The organism is Streptomyces sp. NPDC059816 (genome assembly GCF_042732055.1).
Lineage (GTDB): Bacteria > Actinomycetota > Actinomycetes > Streptomycetales > Streptomycetaceae > Streptomyces.
The window spans coordinates 270,749-287,666 of sequence record NZ_JBHWIQ010000001.1; the positions used below are offsets into that span (position 1 = coordinate 270,749).

Annotated in this window: 18 protein-coding genes and 1 CRISPR repeat array; of the genes, 5 read left to right on the plus strand and 13 right to left on the minus strand. The window is 71.7% G+C overall.

The window, feature by feature from the left end:
- Positions 1 to 28: 28 nt before the first annotated feature.
- The 5 genes from ACFV88_RS01310 to ACFV88_RS01330 form a co-directional block, all read right to left on the minus strand.
- Positions 29 to 1,075 carry an aspartate-semialdehyde dehydrogenase gene (locus tag ACFV88_RS01310; protein WP_385484675.1) on the minus strand — a complete coding sequence of 349 codons (1,047 nt, stop codon included), beginning with the start codon at positions 1,073 to 1,075 and terminating at the stop codon, positions 29 to 31.
- Positions 1,072 to 2,355, minus strand: a complete 1,284-nt coding sequence (locus ACFV88_RS01315; RefSeq protein ID WP_385484678.1) for an aspartate kinase — start codon at positions 2,353 to 2,355, stop codon at positions 1,072 to 1,074. Before ACFV88_RS01315 ends, ACFV88_RS01310 begins: the two co-directional genes overlap by 4 nt.
- Before the next feature lie 262 nt (positions 2,356 to 2,617).
- Positions 2,618 to 3,277, minus strand: a complete 660-nt coding sequence (locus tag ACFV88_RS01320) for a DUF5063 domain-containing protein (protein ID WP_385484680.1) — start codon at positions 3,275 to 3,277, stop codon at positions 2,618 to 2,620.
- Entirely contained in the window at positions 3,270 to 3,869 is a 600-nt protein-coding gene (recR, locus tag ACFV88_RS01325; RefSeq protein ID WP_385485175.1) for a recombination mediator RecR, read from the minus strand. The genes ACFV88_RS01320 and recR overlap by 8 nt, the downstream gene beginning before the upstream one ends.
- Before the next feature lie 141 nt (positions 3,870 to 4,010).
- The gene (locus tag ACFV88_RS01330; RefSeq protein ID WP_385484683.1) at positions 4,011 to 4,352 is read right to left on the minus strand and encodes a YbaB/EbfC family nucleoid-associated protein; all 342 of its coding nucleotides are present in this window, start codon (positions 4,350 to 4,352) and stop codon (positions 4,011 to 4,013) included.
- 425 nt (positions 4,353 to 4,777) lie between these two features.
- On the opposite strand from ACFV88_RS01330, the gene ACFV88_RS01335 reads away from it, so the two are divergent.
- The gene (locus ACFV88_RS01335; protein ID WP_385484686.1) at positions 4,778 to 5,536 is read left to right on the plus strand and encodes an SLATT domain-containing protein; all 759 of its coding nucleotides are present in this window, start codon (positions 4,778 to 4,780) and stop codon (positions 5,534 to 5,536) included.
- Between the two features lie 348 nt (positions 5,537 to 5,884).
- Here the strand turns inward: ACFV88_RS01335 and ACFV88_RS01340 are convergent, their stop codons facing one another.
- Positions 5,885 to 6,700: an NAD(P)H-binding protein gene (locus ACFV88_RS01340; RefSeq protein ID WP_385484688.1), complete on the minus strand. Its 816-nt coding sequence runs from the start codon at positions 6,698 to 6,700 to the stop codon at positions 5,885 to 5,887.
- A gap of 86 nt (positions 6,701 to 6,786) precedes the next feature.
- Between ACFV88_RS01340 and ACFV88_RS01345 the strand changes: the two genes are divergently transcribed.
- Complete coding sequence (locus ACFV88_RS01345; RefSeq protein ID WP_385484691.1) at positions 6,787 to 7,203, plus strand: winged helix-turn-helix transcriptional regulator; 417 nt, start codon at positions 6,787 to 6,789, stop codon at positions 7,201 to 7,203.
- On the opposite strand, the gene ACFV88_RS01350 is transcribed toward ACFV88_RS01345, so the two are convergent.
- The 4 genes from ACFV88_RS01350 to ACFV88_RS01365 all read right to left on the minus strand — a co-directional run bounded on the left by ACFV88_RS01350 (position 7,200) and on the right by ACFV88_RS01365 (position 11,118).
- Positions 7,200 to 7,850 carry a hypothetical protein gene (locus ACFV88_RS01350; RefSeq protein ID WP_385484694.1) on the minus strand — a complete coding sequence of 217 codons (651 nt, stop codon included), beginning with the start codon at positions 7,848 to 7,850 and terminating at the stop codon, positions 7,200 to 7,202. The two genes, ACFV88_RS01345 and ACFV88_RS01350, sit on opposite strands and share 4 nt — an antisense overlap.
- Positions 7,851 to 7,977: 127 nt before the next feature.
- Entirely contained in the window at positions 7,978 to 8,715 is a 738-nt protein-coding gene (locus ACFV88_RS01355) for a GntR family transcriptional regulator (RefSeq protein ID WP_385484697.1), read from the minus strand.
- A 225-nt stretch (positions 8,716 to 8,940) separates the two neighbouring features.
- Positions 8,941 to 9,543: a hypothetical protein gene (locus tag ACFV88_RS01360; protein WP_385484700.1), complete on the minus strand. Its 603-nt coding sequence runs from the start codon at positions 9,541 to 9,543 to the stop codon at positions 8,941 to 8,943.
- Between the two features lie 174 nt (positions 9,544 to 9,717).
- Positions 9,718 to 11,118 carry an aspartate aminotransferase family protein gene (locus ACFV88_RS01365; protein ID WP_385484702.1) on the minus strand — a complete coding sequence of 467 codons (1,401 nt, stop codon included), beginning with the start codon at positions 11,116 to 11,118 and terminating at the stop codon, positions 9,718 to 9,720.
- Between the two features lie 262 nt (positions 11,119 to 11,380).
- On the opposite strand from ACFV88_RS01365, the gene ACFV88_RS01370 reads away from it, so the two are divergent.
- The gene (locus ACFV88_RS01370) at positions 11,381 to 12,007 is read left to right on the plus strand and encodes a type 1 glutamine amidotransferase family protein (protein WP_385484705.1); all 627 of its coding nucleotides are present in this window, start codon (positions 11,381 to 11,383) and stop codon (positions 12,005 to 12,007) included.
- Positions 12,000 to 12,542: a MarR family winged helix-turn-helix transcriptional regulator gene (locus tag ACFV88_RS01375; protein WP_385484708.1), complete on the plus strand. Its 543-nt coding sequence runs from the start codon at positions 12,000 to 12,002 to the stop codon at positions 12,540 to 12,542. The genes ACFV88_RS01370 and ACFV88_RS01375 overlap by 8 nt, the downstream gene beginning before the upstream one ends.
- A 42-nt stretch (positions 12,543 to 12,584) precedes the next feature.
- On the opposite strand, the gene ACFV88_RS01380 is transcribed toward ACFV88_RS01375, so the two are convergent.
- Together ACFV88_RS01380 and ACFV88_RS01385 are read right to left on the minus strand one after the other, a co-directional pair.
- Entirely contained in the window at positions 12,585 to 12,875 is a 291-nt protein-coding gene (locus ACFV88_RS01380; protein WP_385484711.1) for a hypothetical protein, read from the minus strand.
- 164 nt (positions 12,876 to 13,039) lie between these two features.
- Complete coding sequence (locus ACFV88_RS01385) at positions 13,040 to 14,323, minus strand: adenylosuccinate synthase (RefSeq protein WP_385484714.1); 1,284 nt, start codon at positions 14,321 to 14,323, stop codon at positions 13,040 to 13,042.
- 184 nt (positions 14,324 to 14,507) lie between these two features.
- Here ACFV88_RS01385 and ACFV88_RS01390 point away from each other — a divergent pair, with 184 nt between their 5' ends.
- Positions 14,508 to 15,359 carry a diacylglycerol kinase gene (locus ACFV88_RS01390; protein ID WP_385484716.1) on the plus strand — a complete coding sequence of 284 codons (852 nt, stop codon included), beginning with the start codon at positions 14,508 to 14,510 and terminating at the stop codon, positions 15,357 to 15,359.
- 153 nt (positions 15,360 to 15,512) lie between these two features.
- Positions 15,513 to 16,090: direct repeats of the CRISPR family, unit length 28 nt; unit sequence GGTCCATCCCCGCGTGCGCGGGGAGCAG.
- A 171-nt stretch (positions 16,091 to 16,261) separates the two neighbouring features.
- Here the strand turns inward: ACFV88_RS01390 and ACFV88_RS01395 are convergent.
- On the minus strand, positions 16,262 to 16,585 hold the full coding sequence (locus ACFV88_RS01395) for a hypothetical protein (protein WP_385484719.1): 324 nt from the start codon (positions 16,583 to 16,585) through the stop codon (positions 16,262 to 16,264).
- Between the last annotated feature and the right edge of the window lie 333 nt (positions 16,586 to 16,918).

Here is a 16,918-nt window from a genome sequence, read left to right on the forward strand (position 1 = left end):
GTCCCCCCGTCACGCCGGCAGGGCCCGCTCACCCCTGGGCGATGAGCTCCGCGATCTGGACGGTGTTGAGCGCGGCGCCCTTGCGCAGGTTGTCCCCGCAGACGAAGAGCTCCAGGGCGGCCGGGTCGTCGAGGTTGCGGCGGACGCGTCCGACCCAGGTGGGGTCCGTGCCGACGACGTCGACGGGCGTCGGGAACTCGCCGGCTCCGGGGTCGTCGAAGAGGACGACGCCCGGCGCGGTCGCCAGGATCTCCCGGGCCCGGTCCACGGTGACCTCGTCCTCGAAGCGGGCGTGCACCGTCAGGGCGTGCGTGGTGACCACCGGAACCCGCACGCAGGTCGCGGTGACCTTGAGCTGCGGCAGGTCGAGGATCTTGCGGGACTCCTCCCGCACCTTCATCTCCTCCGAGGACCAGCCCCCGTCCCGTAGCGAACCGGCCCACGGGACGACGTTCAGCGCGACCGGCTCGGGGAACGGTCCGGTGCGGTCCCCGACCGCGCGGCGGACGTCGCCGGGTGCCGTGCCCAGTTCGGTGCCGGCGACCAGGGCGATCTGCTCGCGCAGCGTCTCGACGCCCGCACGGCCCGCGCCGCTGGCCGCCTGGTAGGCGGAGACGATCAGCTCGCGCAGGCCGAACTCGGCGTGCAGCGCACCGATCGCGACGATCATCGACAGGGTGGTGCAGTTGGGGGTGGCCACGATGGCGCGCGGACGGACCCGCACGGCGTGCGGGTTGACCTCGGGGACGACCAGCGGGACGTCCGGGTCCATGCGGAAGGCCGCCGAGTTGTCGACGACCACCGCGCCCTTGGCAGCGGCGATCGGCGCCCAGCGGGCGGCGACCTCGTCGGGCACGTCGAACACCGCGACGTCCACCCCGTCGAGGGCCTCCTCGGTGAGCGCCACCACCTCGACCTCCTCGCCGCGCACGGCCAGCTTGCGGCCGGCCGAGCGCGGTGAGGCGATCAGACGGATCTCGCCCCAGATGTCCGCGTGTTGGGACAGGATCTGGAGCATGACCGAGCCGACGATCCCGGTCGCCCCCACGACCGCGAGCGTCGGACGGCCGGTCATCGCCCGGTGCCCCCGTAGACGACCGCTTCGTCCGAGTCGGAGTCGAGGCCGAAGGCGGTGTGCACGGCCCGGACGGCCTCCTTGACGTCATCGGCGCGGGTGACCACCGAGATGCGGATCTCGGAGGTCGAGATCAGCTCGATGTTCACCCCGGCGTCGCTCAGCGCCTCGAAGAACGCGGCCGTGACCCCCGGGTTGGTCTTCATCCCGGCGCCGACCAGGGAGATCTTCGCGACCTGGTCGTCATAGCGCAGGGAGTCGAAGCCGACGCCCGCCTTGGTGGACTCCAGGGCGTCGATCGCCTTGCGGCCCTCCGCCATCGGGAGGGTGAAGGAGATGTCCGTCAGACCGGTGGACGCGGCCGACACGTTCTGCACGATCATGTCGATGTTGATCTCGGCGTCGGCGACGGCACGGAAGATCGCGGCCGCCTCGCCCGGCTTGTCGGGCACCCCGACGACGGTGATCTTCGCCTCTGAGGTGTCATGGGCGACACCGGAGATGATGGCCTGCTCCACGTTGCGCTCCCCCTTGCCAGGGTGTGGTTCGTTGTTGCTGACCCAGGTGCCCTGGAGTCCGGAGAAGGACGAACGGACGTGGATCGGGATGTTGTAACGGCGGGCGTACTCCACACAGCGGTGGAGCAACACCTTCGAGCCCGAGCTGGCCAGCTCCAGCATGTCCTCGAAGGAGATCGAGTCGATCTTGCGGGCCTTCTTCACGACGCGCGGGTCGGCGGTGAAGACACCGTCCACGTCCGTGTAGATCTCGCAGACCTCGGCCTCCAGGGCCGCGGCGAGGGCCACGGCCGTGGTGTCCGAACCGCCCCGACCGAGCGTGGTGATGTCCTTCTTGTCCGCCGAGACGCCCTGGAAACCGGCGACGATGGCGATGTTGCCCTCGTCCAGCGCCGTCCGGATGCGGCCCGGGGTGACATCGATGATGCGGGCCTTGTTGTGGACGGAGTCGGTGATGACGCCGGCCTGGCTCCCGGTGAACGACTGGGCCTCGTGACCCAGGTTCTTGATCGCCATCGCCAGGAGCGCCATGGAGATGCGCTCCCCGGCGGTCAGCAGCATGTCGAACTCACGCCCGGCGGGCATCGGCGACACCTGCTCCGCGAGATCGATCAGCTCGTCCGTCGTGTCGCCCATCGCGGAGACCACGACAACCACCTGGTTGCCGCTCTGCTTGGCCTCGACGATCCGCTTGGCGACGCGCTTGATGCCCTCGGCATCGGCTACGGAGGAGCCTCCGTACTTCTGCACGACAAGGCCCACTTGCGTACGCTCCTCGCTCGGTCCGGTGGGTCCGCCTGGTGGCGACCGGATCGGTCAGTTGGGGGGTGCAGGACAGTTTAACTAGCGGGGGTGAATCACCCGAGTCGGATCGCATCCTGAGACGCGGAGACCACAGGGTGATCAGCACGTCACCTGCCCAGCCGGCTCCCCCTGCACGCGCAAAGTGGGGCGCCTCACACCCCGCACCGACCCGTCCGCACCGCCGGTCACCCGCAGCGCACCGCCCGTCACCCGCAGCGGCTCAGCTGGGGCTGCGCAGCCCCAGCGGGTGCGCGATCTCCTCCGTCATGACGCGCCCCGCCTCCTCGGCGAGCACCTCGTCACCGAGGTCCTGGTCCGTGTCGAGCCCGTCCAACTCCTGGAGCGGCTGTCCCAGCCGCACATGGGCCACCAACGACTGGAGCGCCCGCAGCGCACCGGACGCGGTCGATCCCCAGTTGGAGAAGTACGAGAACTGCCACCACCACAGCGCCTCGGTGGTGCGCCCCGCCCGGTAGTGGGCCATGCCGTGCCGCAGGTCCGCCATGACGTCCGCGAGGTCGTCGGAGATCCGGCACGGCACCGGCGCCTTGCGCGGCTCGTACGGGTCGAAGACCTCCGAGTAGACGTCGATCGGCTCAAGCAGCACCGCGAGCCGCTGCCGCAGCTCGTCCACGTCCGGCTCCGGGCCGAGGTCCGGCTCGTACCGCTCGTCGGGGACGATGTCCTCGTGCGCCCCGAGCCGTCCCCCGGCCAGGAGCAGCTGGGAGACCTCCAGGAGCAGGAACGGCACCGCCGAGTCCGGCTCGTCACCCTTCGCGACCTCGGTGACCGCGACCAGGAAGCTCGCGATCTGGTCGGAGATCTGGACCGCGAAGTCATCCGGGTCCTGGGTCGTCGAGTGCAACGTCACATCAGACATCTAGGAGTCGTCTCCCCTCAAAGGCGCGGCCCAGAGTCACCTCGTCCGCATATTCCAGGTCTCCGCCCACGGGAAGGCCACTCGCCAGCCGGGTGACCCGTAGCCCCATGGGTTTGATCATGCGCGCGAGGTACGTGGCCGTGGCCTCGCCCTCCAGGTTGGGATCGGTCGCCAGGATCAACTCGGTGACCGAACCGTCCGCGAGGCGGGCCAGCAGCTCCCGGATGCGCAGGTCGTCGGGGCCGACGCCCTCGATCGGGCTGATCGCGCCGCCCAGGACGTGGTAGCGGCCCCGGAACTCCCGGGTCCGCTCGATCGCCACGACGTCCTTGGGTTCCTCGACCACGCAGATCACGGACAGGTCCCGGCGGGGATCACGGCAGATGCCGCACTGCTCCTCCTGCGCCACATTGCCGCAGACGGAGCAGAAACGAACCTTCGCCTTCACTTCCATCAGTGCCTGCGCCAGCCGACGGACGTCCGTCGGCTCCGCCTGGAGGATGTGGAAGGCGATCCGCTGCGCGCTCTTGGGACCGACGCCGGGCAGCCTGCCCAACTCGTCGATGAGGTCCTGGACCACGCCTTCGTACAACGGATCAGCCTTTCCCACGTGCCGGTCCCGTCCGGGGCCGTGCGGTCGGTGGTGAACGCGAGCCGGGCGCGGCCCGCGTTCCTTCGGTCATCACCGTAGTTGTCCGCGGGCCGCCGCAGAAGCTCCGGGCCTCCTCGCGTCCTAGAAGGGCAGGCCGGGGATGCCCCCGCCGCCGAGGCCCTGGGCCAACGGGCCGAGCTTCTCCTGCTGGAGCCGCTGGGCGTTCTCGCCCGCGGCCTGGACCGCCGCGACCACCAGGTCGGCGAGGGTCTCCGTGTCGTCCGGGTCGACGGCCTTGGGGTCGATGACGAGGCCGCGCAACTCCCCGGAACCGTTCACCGTGGCCCGGACGAGGCCGCCGCCCGCCTGCCCCTCGACCTCGGTCCGCCCCAGTTCCTCCTGGGCCCGGGCGAGGTCCTGCTGCATCTTCTGGGCCTGCTGGAGCAGCTGCTGCATGTTGGGCTGGCCACCACCGGGAATCACGATCAGCTCCTGTTGCCGACACCTGGTGCGTCGGCGGACGACGGTACGACGATCGGGCGGTTTCGCCCGCCTGGCACGAGCCTACGTGCTCCGGGGGCCACTCGCCCCAGCACTCTTTCGGGTGACACGGCCGCCCCGCCCATATCCGACCGGGCGGCTCGCCGAAGCGCGTATCCCGTGAACAGGTGCCCGTAAACCACCCTTGGGGCGGTAGGCAGGGGGCCGACCGGGTGCGCGGGGCACCCCACCCGCGTCACGTACGGTCACCTCGCGCACACGTGACGTCCGAGGGTGGCCGGGCACCGCCGACGGCCGGTACGAACACGCGGGCGACCCGCGGACACCCGAGCACGGGACGCGTGGGCCCGGGAACGCGCGCACACGGGCAGGAACCGCGACGGACGAGGGAACAAGGGGAGTGCCGGGTGAGCCAGCCGGAGATGCAGCCCGAGGGGACGTCCGAGGGGAACACCCCGGACGACCGCGGCGGGGGCAGGGGCCTGCGGCCGGGCGATCTGGTGGGACGGCGGCTTCCGCACGGGGACTGGGGCGACCCCGCGGACCGGCTCGACGAGCTGTACCAGTGGGTGGAGCGCGGGGCCCTCGACATGGCCGAGTGGTACCTCGCGGACCGGGTGTGGAAACGGCGCTGTGCGCGGGCGCTGCGGGGCGGGGCGGCTGCGCTGGCGCTGATCGGCGTGGTGCTGCCGTTGGCCGACCCCGCGGGGACGGGGGGCCCGGTCGCCCGGTGGGGGTACCTGGCGCTGCTGCTCTCCGTCGCGTGCGTCGGGTGCGACCGGTTCTTCGGGCTGACCTCCGGGTGGATGCGGGACGTGGCCACCGCGCAGGCGGTGCAGCGCAGGCTCCAGGTGCTCCAGTTCGACTGGGCGTCCGAGTGCGTGCGGGAGGTGCTCGGGCCGGCGGAGGGGACCGCCTCGGAGGCGGTCGAGCGGTGCCTGGGGGTGTTGCGGCGCTTCTCCGACGACGTGTTGGAGCTGGTGCGGGTCGAGACCGCGGACTGGATGGTGGAGTTTCGTGGGGGGCCTGCGCCGTTGGGGCTCCAGGTGGGTTCCGCGGGTGGGGGCGTCCGGGGGGACGCCCCCGTGCAGAGGGTTGCTCTCGCGCATCCGTCTGCTGGGGCGCGGCCCAACATGCCTCGGCAGCGGCCGCCGGAGCCCCGCTGAGGCTTGGTCCCGCGCGGTTCCCCGCGACCCCTTCCGGTGCGGCCCGCTCGGGGTGCGCTGCTCGGTGCGGGTGCGCTGTGGTTTTGCGCAGTTCCCCGCGCCCCTGATCCGGTGCGACCCGCTCGGCGTGCGCTGTCCCGTGCCGTGCGACTCCGGTTCGCGCAGTTCCCCGCGCCCCTGTCGGGGCGCCCTGTGGATCGAATCGGTCGAAGCCCCCGTCAGGGGCGCGGGGAACTGCGCAATCCCGCAGCGGACCCGGGCGGGACAGCGCACCCCGAGCGGAACGGGCCCCTTTAGGGGCGCGGGGAACTGCGCGACGCCGCAGCGCACCCCGGGCGGGGCGTACCTTCAGCGCGGCGCAGCCGGAAGGGGGACCGCTGCGACCACCGCGGGGAGGGGGTTGTGGGGGGCGCGGGCGAGGAGGGACGCGAGGTCCGGCGCCGTATCCGCGAGGAACCCATGCCGGATGGCCGTCGCCAAAGACACCAGCATCGGCGGCTGGAACGCCAACAGCCCCTCCGCGGAGAGGAGCCCACCCCGGTACGCCGCCAGGTCGACGTCCCGGAGGGGCACCCGAAGCCGCGCAGCAACCTCCGCAGCGGTAACGGGCGCCCCGACGAGCTCGTAGGTGCGCCCCACGTGCGACCCGGGCGCCGCCGCAACGACCGCCGCCGCCTCTGCAAGGTCCCCGCGGACGACCGCGGCCAACGCCCCGTCTCCGAAGGGCGAGTTCAGCGCCCCGTCCGCGGACCACGTCAGCAACGCACCGAACAGCTCGGCGTACAGCCCGTTGCGCAGCACGGTCCACGACAAACCGCTGGCCCGCAGCAGGCGCTCGGTCACCCGGTGGGCCAACGCGAAGCCGAGGTGATCGCCCGCACCGGTCAGGCTCGTGTAGACGACGTGCCGCACCCCGTCGCGCACCGCGGCGTCCAGGACGGCCCGGTGCCTCCGTACGACCCGGTCGTCCTCCGCGTACCCGGCGGAGACCAGGACCAGCGTGTCCACCCCGACGAGGTCGAGACCGGCGGGGTCGTCGAAGTCGAGGCGCCGCATCCCCGCCCCCGGGGTGCGACTGCCCCCCGCGGCGGTCGCACCGCGCTGCTCCAGCGAGGCCAGTACCGCCGAGCCCAGGTTCCCGTTCGCCCCGGTCACCAGAATCATGTGCGCGCAGCCCTCCGTCGTGGTTCTCTTCGGTAACTGCGGTCGATCCTGCTGCGCCCGTCCACCGCCCACAAGGAGGCAGTTCGATGTCACCCACGCACACCGGAGTAACCACCGCGCCCCTGGAACCCTGCGGACGCGAGGAACACCAGGACTGCGGCATCCGCGACGTACTGGACCGCGTCGGCGACAAGTGGTCGGTCCTGGTGGTCGTCGAACTCGCCCAGGGCGTACGCCGGTTCAGGGAGCTCCAGCGGGCGATCGACGGCATCTCCCAGCGGATGCTCACCCTGACGGTGCGGCGGCTGGAGCGGGACGGGCTGGTCGTCCGCACCGTGCACGCGACCGTCCCGGCGCAGGTCGACTACCGACTGACGGATACCGGGGCGAGCCTGACCCACCTGGTCAAGGCGCTCGCCGACTGGTCGCTCACCCATCGCGGGGTCATTGCCGAGGCCCGGGGCCGGTACGACCGGGAACACCCGGACCACGACATCCGCTAGCTGAAGATGATCATCGAGCCCTGCGCGAGGCTACGGGTGGCCGCGGCGTGCAGGCCGAGCCACACGTGGCGTTCCCGGGCGAAGGGGTTGTCGTCGAGGGGCGCCGGGGCGGCGGGCTCCTCCAGCGCGGTGGGGCCGGCCGGGGGCAGCGGGGCCAGGGGCGGGTTGCGCGGGTCGATGCCGATGGCCGGGGCCACGTACTCCAGGTCCCGCAACAGTCCCTGGGCGGAGCCCAACGGTCCGCCGCCGGCCAGGAGTTCGTCGTTGGACAGCGGCTGCGGGAAGTCCAGCGGGACGTAGGCGCCGGCGTGGTCGTAGTGCCAGACGAGGTGCGACTGCTGGGCGGTCGCCTCGAACATCTCCAGGAGTTGTTCGTAGTCGCCCCCCAGCGCGTCCACGGGGGTCACCGCCAGCCCGCACAGTTGGAGCAGGTAGGCCCGGCGCAGGAAGTGCAGGGCGTCGTAGTCGAACCCGGCGACGGGGGCGACGTCCCCGGACAACCCCGGCATGTACGCGTACACCGGTACCGGGGGGAGCCCCGCCTCGGCCAGTGTCCGGTCGTAGAGCGCGAGTTCCTCGGCGAAGGGGTTGTCGGGACTGTGGCAGAGCACGTCGACGAGCGGGACCAGCCAGAGGTCACAGGCCAAGGGTGGGCTCTCCTTGCATTATCCGGCGGACAGGGCGGCTCGGGACGCACCGTGCGGTGCGCACCCTGGTCATCGGAAGGGTAGTGCGCACGGGCCGTTCCGGCTCCCGGTCGGTAGGGGCCGGTGCTCAGGAGGACGGCGGCGGCCCGGCGGCCAGCGACTCGATCAGCTCCAGCGCATGGGCGTTGTACGCGGCGAAGAGCGCACGGGAGGCCGCCTGGTCCCGGCCGGCCAGCGCGTCCACCAGGTCGGTGTGCGCGGCCCACAGCTTGCCCGCCAACTCCCCCTCGCGGCGCAGCAGCGGCACGGCACAACTCCAGGACTGCACGCGCAGCCGGTGCAGGAAGTCGGTGAGGTAGGGGTTGCCGAAGATGGCGCCGAGTTCGCGCCAGAACCTCAGGTCGTAGCCGATGAGGACGTTGAGGTCGCCGGCGAGCGCGGCCCGCCCGGCCTCCTCGCCGCGGCGGCGCACCCCGCACAGCGCTTCCTCGACCTCCGCGCTCCAGGCGGCGCCGGTCAGCCCGCGGAAGAGGGCGTCGGTGACGAGGGCACGGGCCTCGACCATGCCGCGGAAGTCCGCGAACGAGTACTCGTGGACCTGGAAGCCGCGGTGCTGCACGGCGTCGAGGAGCCCTTGCGCGGACAGGTCGACGAGTGCTTCGCGCACCGGGGTCGCGGACACCCCGTACTGCTCGGCGATCTCCTTGACGGTGAACTCCTGCCCCGGTTGGAGGCGGCCCGCGAGGACCTCGTCCCTCAGGGCGTCAGCGATCTGTTGGCGCAGCGTGCTCCTGGTCACGGCGGCGTTCGTCCCGGTGCCGTGACCTCTCGTACCGTCGCTGCTACCGGTTCCCGTGCCGGACATGTGCGCGTCCCTCCCCCGCGTGACGGGTGCGAAATCGCTCTGACGAGCGGAGGTAACCCTACGCGGTCACCGGACAGAGGGTTCCCCGGGCTCCCGGGGAACCCTCTGTCCGGTGACCGGGAACCCGGATCGACCGTCATCGACGGTGGCCCCGGGGAGACGTCGTACCCGAAACGGTGCGCGGCAGGGCGGTGAGACGGCCCGTACGAGGCGTCTCGGGGCGACCTACGCCCCTATGAGGCCCAGCAGTCCTCGAACCCACATGAGCAGCACGAGCACGTTGAGCACCATCGCGACGACGAGTGACGTGCTGCGCGCCCGGCGCAGGAGGCGGTACACGAGCCGGACTCCGTACGCGGTCAGTCCGGTGGAGGCGACGACGATGACGATTTGCAGTGCGGGCGACCAGAACAGTCGCGAAGTGACGGAGAGGACGACGTAGGCCAGGAGGAACTGCGGGACCCCCAAGAGCCATGCCTTCCACACCTCGACCGGCTCGGGAGCGGCCGGAGGTACGGATGCGGTCGGCCGGGGTGGGAGGACCGGAGGCGGCGGAGCTGTGGGGATGCTCTGGGAGGCTTCGTGCGCCGGGGAGTTGGAGAGCGGCTCCAGGGCGTTGCGCAGCCGTTCGGCGAACCGCGGATCAGCCCGCAATTCATCGGTGAGCACGGAGCCGACGATGCTCGCTGACCCCTCGCCGGGCTGCTCGTGGAGGCGGGCCAGTGCCGAGGCCCCCAGAGCGCTCCTCCCGAGTTGACCCCAGACCAGTTCGCGCACCGCCCCGGTCAGCTCCGGCGAGGCCGACACCCCTCCGGTCAGTACGTGCATTGCCCGACCGGATAACTCCGCAGCCTGCATCGCGCCCCTTCCTGAGCGTCGGCAGGCCCCGATCGTAGGGACATCGGCCGCGCCGGGGAACAGTTTGGCCCTTCTGCTTCCACGTCAACGGCGATCGGCCGAAGTTCGCTGTCGTGGCACACCCGCCGGGTGCTCAGCCGGGCGTCACGTCGTGTGCTCGTCGGCCACCGTCAGCGCGGCGTCCAGCGCGGCGAGCCCCTCGGCGGCCTCCTCGTCGGTGAGGTTGCAGGGCGGGACGACATGGGTGCGGTTCATGTTGATGAACGGCCACAGTCCGTGGCGTTTGGCGGCGGCGCCGAACGCGGCCATGGGGGCGTTCGCCTCGCCCGTCGCGTTGTACGGGACGAGCGGTTCGCGGGTGGCGCGGTCCCGGACCAGTTCGAGGGCCCAGAAGGCGCCGGTGCCGCGCACTTCGCCGACGCAGGGGTGGCGGGCGGCGAGGTCGGCGAGTCCGGGGCCGAGCAACTCGCGGCCGAGTCGGGCGGCGCTGCCGACGACGTCCTCGTCCTCCATGACCTCGATGGTGGCGACGGCCGCCGCGCAGGCCAGCGGGTGGCCGGAGTAGGTGAGGCCGCCGGGGTAGGGGCGGCGGGCGAAGGTGTCGGCGATCTCGGGCGAGATGGCGACGCCGCCGAGGGGGACGTAACCGGAGTTGACGCCCTTGGCGAAGGTCAGCAGGTCGGGCACGACGTCGAAGTGTTCGGCGGCGAACCACTTCCCGGTGCGGCCGAAGCCGGCCATGACCTCGTCGAGGACGAGCACGATCCCGTACTCGTCGCACAGGGCGCGCACGCCGGCGAGGTAGCCGGGCGGCGGGGTCATGATGCCGGCGGTGCCGGGGATCGTCTCCAGGACGATCGCGGCGATGGTGCCCGGGCCCTCGAAGGCGAGGGTGTCGGCGAGGTGCGCGAGGGCGCGGTCGCGCTCCTGCTCCTCGGTCTCGGAGTGGAACGGGGAGCGGTAGAGGAAGGGCGCCCAGAAGCGGACGACACCGGCGGAACCGTTGTCGGAGGGCCAACGGCGCGGGTCGCCGGTGAGGTTGATCGCCGCGGCGGTGGCCCCGTGGTAGGAGCGGTACGCGGAGAGCACCTTGGGGCGCCCGGTGTGCAGCCGGGCCATCCGGACGGCGTTCTCGACGGCTTCGGCGCCGCCGTTGGTGAAGAAGATCCGGTCCAGGTCGCCGGGGGTGCGCTCGGCGATGAGGCGGGCCGCCTCGGAGCGGGCCTCGACGGCGAAGGCGGGGGCGAAGGTGGTGAGCCGGGCGGCCTGCTCCTGGATCGCGGCGACCACCCGGGGGTGCTGGTAGCCGATGTTGGTGAAGACGAGTCCGCTGGTGAAGTCGAGGTAGCGGTTGCCCTCGTAGTCCCAGAAGTGCGCACCCCGGGCGCCCGCGACGGCGAGCGGGTCGATGAGTTCCTGCGCCGACCAGGAGTGGAACACGTGCGCGCGGTCGGCGGCCTTCACGGCGGCGCCCTTCGCGGGGTCGGGCTGCGGGGCCCCGGGGGTGCCGGGTGTCTGAGACGTCTGAGGGGTCTGAGGGGTCATGGCCGGAGCGTAGGCGGCGGGGCGCGGGGGACGGTATCGGCGCCTTGTACAGGTCTCGGGGCGTCGGACGGACAGTTCGTCCAGTGGTCGCGCGGTCGGGGGCGAGCGGGCGCGTGATCGGGGGCGAGCGGGCGTGTCTTCGCGGGCGGGTGGGCACGTGATCGTGGGTGGGTGGCGGCTGGAGCTTAATTGACAGCATGCTGTCGCAATGACAGCATGCTCACATGCAGCGCATCGTGCGCGGTCCGAACTGGAGGTCGTCATGACCGGTCCGCAGACCACCCCCCGCCAGCCCGTGCACCTCGCCGTCTACGACACGTTCGCCGACTGGGAGACCGGGCACGCCACCGCGTTCCTCGCCCGCGGCGGCTACGAGGTCCGTACCGTCGGCGCCACCCGCTCCGCGGTCACCAGCATCGGCGGCCTCCGCGTGCAGCCCGATCTCGTGCTCGACGAACTGGACCCCGCGGACGCCGCGCTGCTGATCCTCCCGGGCGCCGACCTTTGGGACACCGGCGACGAACTCGCCCCCTTCGCCGGGGCGGCCCGCGCCTTCCTCGACGCCGGGGTGCCGGTCGCCGCGATCTGCGGCGCCACCGCCGGGCTCGCCCGCGCGGGCCTCCTCGACGACCGCGAACACACCAGCGCCGCGGCGCCCTACCTGGCGGCCACCGGTTACGGGGGCGCCGCCCGGTACGTGGAGCGGGACGCCGTCACCGACCGCGGACTGATCACCGCCGGGCCCACCGAGCCGGTCGCCTTCGCCCGTGAGGTGCTGGGCCTGCTGGGCGTCTTCGAGGGCGAGCTGTTGGACGCCTGGTACCGGCTGTTCCACCACTCGGACCCGGCCGCGTACGCGCAGCTCAACGCGGCTGACGGCGATGAGTGAGCGCGAGGGCGGGGCGGCCCGGGCCACCGGGGAGGATGGCCTGACCACTCGGGAGCGGCGGAACCTGCTCAGCGCCACCGCACTCGGCGTCTTCCGGCTGAACGGCCAGTTCCTCGCCGTCTCCGACGAGCTGGCCGCCCCGGCCGGGCTGTCGGCGGCCCGCTGGCAGGTGCTGGGCGCGGTGCTGCACGAACCGTTGCCGGTCGCAGGCATCGCCCGGGCCATGGGCATCACCCGGCAGAGCGTGCAGCGGGTCGCCGACGTGCTCGCCGGTCAGGGGCTCGCCGAGTACGTGCCCAACCCGGCCCACCGGCGCGCCAAGCTGCTGCGGCCCACCGCGGCGGGACGTGCGGCGGTCGCCCTCATCGGCCCCGGGCACGCGCGGCTCGCGCAGCGGCTGGCCGCCGAGCTCGGGGACGAGGAGTTCGCCGCGACCGTCCGGGCCGTGGAGCGGCTGTCCGCGGCACTGGACCGGATCGCCCGGGACGCGCCCGCGGACGGTGCCTCCCGGGACGCGCCTGCGGACGGCGACTGACACGCGGACGGATGCGGTGGGGTGAGGCGGGGCGGAGCGGGGTCAGTGGAGCTTGCCCAGGCCGCGCTGGAGGTCCTCGGCGTTCATGATCGGCAGGACCTCCACCTCCGCGCCCAGGTCCGTCAGGAACGGCTCCCCCAACGGCACCAGGTCGGAGCTGTCCGCCATGTCCAGGACCATCAGACAGGTCCGCCGGCCGCCCATCGGCAGGAAGTACGCCGCCTCGGGCTTCAGCTCGTCCATCGTCTGCTGGATCATCTCGGACAGCTTCCCGTTGCGCCGGAGCTCGTTGGTCTTCTCGGTGTCCAAAGTGGCCCGGAGCATCACACGCATCGCTCTCACCTCGGCAAACGGCCGTAGAACCGTTGGAACGCTGCCCCCCTTGCACGGTCCAGCCTATTCCGGAAAACGCAACACGCCCCATGATCGATCAGTGACCGATCACGGGGCGCGTCAGCTACACGGCCGCTCGGCCGTGCTCAGCTACTCGGCCGTGCTCAGAGGAACGAGTTGACCTCGATCGTCTGGGTCCGGCCCGGGCCGACGCCGATCGCGGAGATCGGAGCGCCCGACATCTCCTCCAGCGCCTTGACGTACGCCTGCGCGTTCTTCGGCAGGTCCGCGAACGTCTTGGCCTCGGTGATGTCCTCGGTCCAACCGGGCAGGTTCTCGTAGATCGGCTTCGCGTGGTGGAAGTCCGTCTGCGAGTACGGCAGCTCCTCGACGCGCTTGCCGTCGATCTCGTACGCGACGCAGACCGGGATCTGCTCCCAGCCGGTGAGCACGTCCAGCTTGGTGAGGAAGAAGTCCGTCAGACCGTTGACCCGGGTCGCGTAACGCGCGATCGGCGCGTCGAACCAGCCGCAGCGACGGTCCCGGCCGGTGGTCACGCCGCGCTCGCCGCCGATGCGCCGCAGCGCCTCGCCGTCCGCGTCGAACAGCTCGGTCGGGAACGGGCCGGCGCCGACCCGGGTGGTGTACGCCTTCAGGATGCCGATCACCCGGCTGATCCGGGTCGGACCCACACCGGAACCCGTGCAGGCGCCGCCCGCGGTCGGGTTGGACGAGGTCACGAAGGGGTACGTGCCGTGGTCGATGTCCAGGAGGGTGCCCTGGCCGCCCTCGAACAGGACGACCTTGTCCTCGTCCAGCGCCTGGTTCAGGATCAGCGTGGTGTCGGCGACGTAGCCCTTGATCTGCTCCGCGTAGCCGAGCAGCTCCTCCACGACCTGACTGACGGCGATCGCGCGGCGGTTGTACAGCTTCGCGAGCACCTGGTTCTTGAAGTCGAGCGACGCCTCCACCTTCTGGGTGAGGATCGACTCGTCGTACAGGTCCTGGACCCGGATGCCCACGCGGTTGATCTTGTCCGCGTACGTCGGGCCGATACCGCGTCCGGTCGTGCCGATCTTGCGCTTGCCGAGGAAACGTTCCGTGACCTTGTCGACGGTGACGCTGTACGGCGTGATGATGTGTGCGTTTCCGCTGAGCAGCAGCTTGGACGTGTCGACACCGCGGTCGTTCAGGCCGCTCAGCTCGGAGAGCAGGACCGACGGGTCCACGACGACACCGTTGCCGATGACGGGAACACAGTCCGGTGAGAGGATTCCGGAGGGGAGCAGGTGGAGCGCATACTTCTGGTCGCCGACGACGACCGTGTGGCCGGCGTTGTTGCCGCCCTGGTAGCGCACCACGTAGTCCACCGAGCCACCGAGCAGGTCGGTGGCCTTCCCCTTGCCCTCATCACCCCACTGAGCACCGAGCAGCACAAGTGCGGGCACAGGCGTACACCCCTTCCGGGCGGGGCATGTCCAGGGTCAGGGGCGTACGTGTCGCACACCCCGGCGACCCTCGTCGGCCGCACACCCGTCGGACCGGTGCCCCGGAATAGACGAAGCCCCTGGCGCAATAGCGCAAGGGGCTCTTGCACAAAGATGCTACCCGAGGAAGCGAGGCAGGACCGAGGTGTCGGTTTCCGACCAGCTGCTGGTCCTCGTCGATCCGGTCGCCCGGCACCACGACGGGGAGTCGGTCCGGATCGCGAAAGACGTGCTCAGCGCGGGTGCGGGCCTGAAAGTGTGCCTGCCGAACAACCCCGAAGAATTCGCCCGATCCCTGGCCAGACGCGGCAATCGCCGTCCCGTCGTGATCGGCGACGACCACGCTCTGCTACGGACCGTGACCCTGCTGCACCGGGAACGGGTGCTGGCCACGACCGTGCTGTCCCTCGTCCCCATCGGGCACGAGGTCTCGCTCGCCAAGTCGCTGGGCGTGCCCACCGAGGCGGTCGGCGCGGCGCGCACGGTGCTGGAGGGGGCCGGGCGCCGGCTCGACCTGCTGGTGGACGACAGCGACGGCGTGGTGCTCGGCGGGCTCCGCATTCCGTGCGGCGACGGGACGCCCGCGGTTGCGGCTGGCGGCGGACCGCTGCGGGCCCTCCTGGCACGGGTGCGGGGCGGCGGCGCCGGCGCGTGGGGTACGGGGGCCGCGGGGGCGCGGGCCCGCGGTCGGGGTCAGGACCGAGGTCGGGTTCAGGGGCGGGTGCGGGTCGAGGTGGACGGGCGGACCGTGGTGGACCTCGGGGAGGTCGTCGAGTCGGTCGGGGTGACGCCGGGTGAGGGCGGGCTGTGCGAGGTGGAGGTGCGGTGGGCCGATGCGGGGGTGGGGGCGCGGGTGCGGAGGGCTCGGGGGCGGGTGGTGAGTGTGTCCGGGGCGGACTTCCGGTACTACGTCGACGCGGTGGCCTCCGGCCCGGTTCGGCGGCGGACCTGGAGCTGTCGGCCGGGTGGGTGGAGTCTGACGTTGCCTGGGGGGTGAGGGGGGCTTGGGGGGTGAGGGGTCGGCGGGGCGCGTGGGGGTCCGTGGGGCTCGGGGGTGCCTGCGGTTCGGGGTGCCTGGGGCTCGGGGGTGCCTGGGGCTCGGGTTCCGGGTTGCTCTTTCGGTGGGCCGTCGCGGTGCGGCGACTTGGCGGATGGGATCCCCGCGGGTGCGGGGAGCAGCCCAGCCTGCCCAGGGCGATGTTGAAGGCGATGGGTCCATCCCCGCGTGCGCGGGGAGCAGTCGACGTGTTCGGCGAGGGCCCGGCACTCGGCGGGTCCATCCCCGCGGGCGCGGGGAGCAGGCCAGCACCGACACCCCGGGCAACAGCACCCGGGGTCCATCCCCGCGTGCGCGGGGAGCAGTTCTCCTCCCGGTCGCGCCCGGGGTCATGCATGGGTCCATCCCCGCGTGCGCGGGGAGCAGGTGTTGAGCGCGGGTGGCTGCTGTGCGACCGGGGGTCCATCCCCGCGTGCGCGGGGAGCAGACGCTCTCGCCGTCGTCGGTCTGCGTCGTGACGGGTCCATCCCCGCGTGCGCGGGGAGCAGTTGTTGCCGCCGTCGGACGCGGTGCTGTTCGGGGGTCCATCCCCGCGTGCGCGGGGAGCAGCGGAGGCAGCCGACCGAGAGCACGTGGCGGCGAGGTCCATCCCCGCGTGCGCGGGGAGCAGGAGTCGTCTTCGTCGTCGTCGTTGCCGCTGTTGGGTCCATCCCCGCGTGCGCGGGGAGCAGAGGAGCTGACCTGCGACGTTAGCCGGCCGAAGGGCCGTTTTCATTAACAAGTCCAGAATCCGACCAATCACCCAAAGCGACTGAAAAGGTGAGCACGGGTTTCGCCTGCTGCACTTGTGAATCCTCCCCCTGTCGAGACGCTTCTGCACAGGGTCAAAGTATGGCGTCTGCCTAGCGGTTGGTGCCCCGTCGGGCATGGTTCTGGGTGCGGCAGGGGCACGGGCAAAGTTGGGGCCGGTCGTGCAGGCGGAGTCGTAGCCGGCCTTGGTGGATCTCGGGGCTGGTGGGGGTCCAGAGGTGGCAGGTGTGTTCGGGCAGGCCGAAGATGCGGGCCTTCAGGCAGGGGGCACAGGGTGTGGTGGCCGGGATGCAGTGCTGGTGGAAGTGGAGGGTGGTGCCGGGCCCGGAGTCGGAGTAGCTGAGTAGGTGGGTACGGCGCTGCCAGGGGCGGATGGGTTGTTGACAGCGGGCGCAGTGGAGGCGGGTGCGGCGCATGGGTGTCCCTTGGGTGACGGGCAGGGTTGACGAAGGTGACCCGGCGAGGGGTGGTTCAGGGGTGGGTGGTGATGCCGTACGCGAGGACGCCGAGCAACGCGGCGAGCGTCAGGACGTACAGCACCTGTTCGGTACGCGGGCTCACGGCGCGGCTACCGAGCCTCGGCGTCAGGTCCGGGTCCGGCCGTGGCCTTCCACGCCGCACGCAACTCCCGACCGTCCGAGCAGCCAAGGTGACCGGAAGTGCAGTCGGCGCAGGTCGTGACGTGGTCCAAGTACCGGCGCGTGACCGCGACCCGCTCCACCGACACAACGACCCGAGCAGGCCCAGGG